At 63.4% G+C, this 3,989-nt stretch carries 5 protein-coding genes; 4 read left to right on the plus strand and 1 reads right to left on the minus strand.

Annotation, left to right across the window (positions count from 1 at the left end; all coding sequences use genetic code 11):
* From ACK5L9_RS17060 to ACK5L9_RS17075, 4 genes are all read left to right on the plus strand, one after another.
* On the plus strand, positions 1–1,000 hold a 1,000-nt coding region (locus ACK5L9_RS17060; protein WP_416912651.1), incomplete at its 5' end, for a S1 RNA-binding domain-containing protein.
* Between the two features lie 228 nt (positions 1,001–1,228).
* A complete protein-coding gene (ihfB, locus tag ACK5L9_RS17065) occupies positions 1,229–1,513 on the plus strand; it encodes an integration host factor subunit beta (RefSeq protein ID WP_416912652.1) in 285 nt (94 codons plus the stop codon).
* A gap of 51 nt (positions 1,514–1,564) precedes the next feature.
* A complete protein-coding gene (locus ACK5L9_RS17070) occupies positions 1,565–1,966 on the plus strand; it encodes a lipopolysaccharide assembly protein LapA domain-containing protein (protein ID WP_416912653.1) in 402 nt (133 codons plus the stop codon).
* 3 nt (positions 1,967–1,969) lie between these two features.
* The gene (locus ACK5L9_RS17075; protein ID WP_416912654.1) at positions 1,970–2,602 is read left to right on the plus strand and encodes a phosphoribosylanthranilate isomerase; all 633 of its coding nucleotides are present in this window, start codon (positions 1,970–1,972) and stop codon (positions 2,600–2,602) included.
* Positions 2,603–3,270: 668 nt separating this feature from the next.
* On the opposite strand, the gene ACK5L9_RS17080 is transcribed toward ACK5L9_RS17075, so the two are convergent.
* Positions 3,271–3,989: transglycosylase SLT domain-containing protein (locus ACK5L9_RS17080; protein ID WP_416912655.1), on the minus strand; the 719-nt coding region annotated here is incomplete at its 5' end.

Consider the following 3,989-nt stretch of genomic DNA (forward strand, 5'->3'; position numbering starts at 1 on the left):
CATGGCATGGCGCCGCGTCAACCACCCGTCGGAAATCCTGTCCATCGGCGAGACCGTTGACGTTCAGGTCATCAAGATCAACAAGGACAGCCACCGCATCAGCCTAGGCATGAAGCAGCTTCTGGCCGATCCGTGGGATACCGTTTCCGCCAAGTTCCCGCTGGGAACCGTCCATAACGGTCGCGTGACCAACATCACCGAGTACGGCGCTTTCGTCGAACTGGAAGCCGGGGTCGAGGGCCTGGTCCATGTCAGCGAAATGAGCTGGACCAAGAAGAACGTCCATCCGGGCAAGATCGTCTCGACCTCGCAAGAGGTGGACGTCATGGTTCTGGAAATCGACGAGGCCAAGCGTCGCGTCAGCCTGGGTCTGAAACAGACCATGCGCATGCCGTGGGAAGTCTTTGCCGAAACCCATCCTTCGGGCACCGTCATCGAAGGCGAGGTCAAGAACATCACCGAATTCGGTCTGTTCATCGGTCTGGAAGGCGATATCGACGGCATGGTTCACCTGTCCGACATCAGCTGGGATACGCGCGGCGAAGAGGCGATCCAGGACTTCCGCAAGGGCGATATCGTCAAGGCGGTCGTGCAGGATGTCGATGTCGAGAAAGAGCGTATCTCGCTGTCCATCAAGGCGCTTGAGAACGAGCACATGGCCGAGGCCGTCGATGGCGTCAAGCGTGGCTCGGTCGTGACCGCCGTGATCACCGCGATCGAGGATGGCGGGATCGAGGTGGAATATAACGGCGTCAAGTCGTTCATCCGCCGCAGCGATCTGGCCCGCGACCGTCAGGACCAGCGCCCCGAGCGTTTCCAGGTCGGCGACAAGATCGATGCCCGCGTTACCAATATCGACACCAAGACCCGCCGTCTGGGCCTGTCGATCAAGGCACGCGAGATCGCCGAGGAAAAGGAAGCCGTGGAACAGTATGGCAGCTCGGATTCGGGAGCCTCGCTGGGCGACATCCTTGGCGCTGCGCTGAATCGCGGCAACTGATCGCGCCTTGCGTCAACGCAGATGCAGCCCGCCCCGGAAATTGCCGGGGCGGGCTTTTTCTGTTGCAAGTTTCGTGGTTTGCAGGCACGATCCGGGTTGCAAGAGGGCGGCAAAACTGGCAACGCTTGGAAACCGGGCGCCGATTTGTGCGTTTGGGTGTTCGCAAGCCCGGTTTGGCCTGTTTTATGGTCTCCGTCTGACTATCGCCGCGGTTAATGGGGGGTTTGAATGATCCGTTCCGAATTGATCCAGAAGATTGCCGATGAAAACCCGCATCTGTTCAGGCGCGACGTCGAACGGATCGTCAATACCGTCTTCGAAGAGGTGATCGACGCCATGGCGCGCGGCGATCGTGTCGAGCTGCGCGGTTTCGGGGCGTTCTCGGTCAAGAAACGCGATGCCCGGACCGGGCGCAACCCCCGCACCGGCGATTCCGTCGATGTCGAGGAAAAGCACGTGCCCTTCTTCAAGACGGGCAAGCTGCTGCGCGACCGGTTGAACGGCGAGGCGTGATCGGCCTATGAAGGGCAAGGCGCACGGATCGCGCCGGAAAGAGGATACAAGATGCGCTTGCTTCGCCTGCTGTTCGTGACCCTGCTGGGCATTGTTCTGATCGCGGTGGCTCTTGCCAACCGGGACATCGTGACCCTGCACGCCTTTCCGGCGAATTTCGGGCAATATCTGGGCGGGCAGTGGTCGGTGCAACTGCCGCTGTTTCTGGTCATCTTCCTCGCGGTTGCCTTTGGCATGCTGATGGGCCTGATCTGGGAATATCTGCGCGAGGCGCATCTGCGCCGCGAGGCGCGTCAGCGCAGCGTCGATATCGCCCGGCTTGAGGGCGAGGTCGGCAATCTGCGTCAGCGCCACGCGAATCCACGCGATGAAGTGCTGGCGATTCTGGACCATCAGAGCCGCACGCCCACAGGTTCAGCCCAGACTGGCGCTTCGCTGCCCGCGCCGCGCTGAGGCATGGCTCAGGTCAAGATCTGCGGGCTGAGCCAGCCCGAACACGTCGCCGTGGCAAGCGACGCCGGGGCGCGATATCTGGGATTTGTCTTTTTCCCGAAATCGCCTCGTGCGGTTTCCCCCGCGCAGGCTGCGGCGCTGATGGCCGAGGTTCCGGCGGGGGTGGCGCGTGTGGGGCTGTTCGTCGATCCCGATGATGCGCTGTTGCAGGATGTGCTGGCCGCCGCGCCGCTGGATGTCATCCAGTTGCACGGCAAGGAAAGCCCGCAGCGCGTCGCCGAGGTCAAATCGCGCCTTGGCCTGCCGGTGATGAAGGCGGTGGGCATTGCCGGGTCCGGCGATCTGGATGGTTTGCTGGATTACAGTCTGGTAGCAGATATGCTGCTGATCGATGCCAAGCCGCCAAAGGACGCGGTCCTGCCCGGTGGCAACGGGCTGGCCTTCGACTGGCGGCTGCTGGCCGGGCGGCGCTGGCTTAGGCCCTGGCTGCTGGCCGGCGGCCTGACCCCCGCCAATGTCGCCGAAGCGATTCGCCTGACTGGCGCAAAGGGTGTCGATGTCAGCTCTGGCGTCGAGACCGCACCCGGCATCAAGGATAGCGCGCTGATCCGCAATTTCATCGCTGCCGCAAGCTGACCTTTCCGTTCTCGCGCCGGAACCGCCGGAACCACTGTCCGGATATTGCTGGCAATCGCCGCGTTTGTGGAAAGGGGGTGAGGGCCGGGCAAAGCCCGCCCCGTCGCTGCCGCCCGGCCAATGGGTTTGCCGGATGCCGTCCGCCCACCCGTTTATGCGCCCCCAAAAGCTGTACCGCTGCCTCACCCATGAATATAGCTGACGGAAGCCGTCGGCAGTTTTCGGGAATGCCGCCTGGCGCGGCTAATGCCGCGGCCCGAAGGGCGGCACGCCTGACCAGTCGTGGGACGGAAAAAATGCCGGGGGTCCGGGGGGCGCACAGCTCCCCCGGCTATCGCGGGACGCAAAACATCCGGCGGTTCCGACGAATGACCGTTTCCGAAAGACGAGGCGCGGATGAAGCGGTCATCCCCCGCTGGCCCGGCCAGGAAGCAAGTGCAAAGCACGCCGGGCCAGCGCCTGCCTTCACCGTCGCGCGGGGCTCAATGCCTCCGTTGGCCTTGCCACCGAGCAGCCTGCAAGGCCGTTGGTATTAACCGTTCCTTAACCTGTTTGTGCCACGGTCCGGATGCGGCGATCACGAAACCGAATCGTTGCAGGCGATAACTGCGTCCCGATTCCGCCGCGCTTCCCCGCGCTTCGGGGTCAGGACGCTTTTTCCGTACGGGTCAGATCTGTGGGCTGCAATAGCTTTGGCTGCTGGTCCACGCGGCGATGTCGGCACGCTTGGCCGGGCTGCGCATCGGTGCCCAGTCACGGGCCACGCCGCGCCACTTGCCGCTGTCATCGCGGGCGACAGCATTGTCGCGGCCGACCTGGTGCGACATGATCCTGACCGCGCAGGCCATGTTGTCGGCCCCGTTGGTAATGCTGCCATCGCAGTCATAGGTGTTCCAGGTCGCCGGCGCGATCTGCATCAGCCCCAGCCACCGCCCGCCGCCACCGCTGGCCTTGGGATTATAGGTGCTTTCATGCTTGGCCAGCGCCGACAGCAGCCCCGCCCAGAACGCCTTGCGCCCGGTATCGGTCAGGCTGGCGTAATTCGGGCAATAAGCATCAATGTCATGGGGAACCTTCGACAGCATGGTCACGCCTTCGCGGTCCAGCGCGGCAAGCGTCGCCTTGGTCCACGCGGCCGAGCCTTCGCGCTCGGACCAGCGCATCGGCGGGCGGACGGCCAGTTGCATCTGCTGGGCCTGAACTTCGCTGTTCTGTGAAGGGGGCGAGGGCTGGCACGCGGCCAGAAATGCCATGGCGGCAAAAGGGATCAGCGCGGCGCGCATTCTGTTCTCATCAGACGTTTTCGATCCCGTCGCCTTGCCCCGGAACAAATGTTCGCGCAATACGGGCATCTGGCTATCGGCAGAAACGCGCCTTAGCGAGGTTC

It is taken from the genome of Paracoccus sp. (in: a-proteobacteria), from assembly GCF_047973135.1.
Lineage (GTDB): Bacteria > Pseudomonadota > Alphaproteobacteria > Rhodobacterales > Rhodobacteraceae > Paracoccus.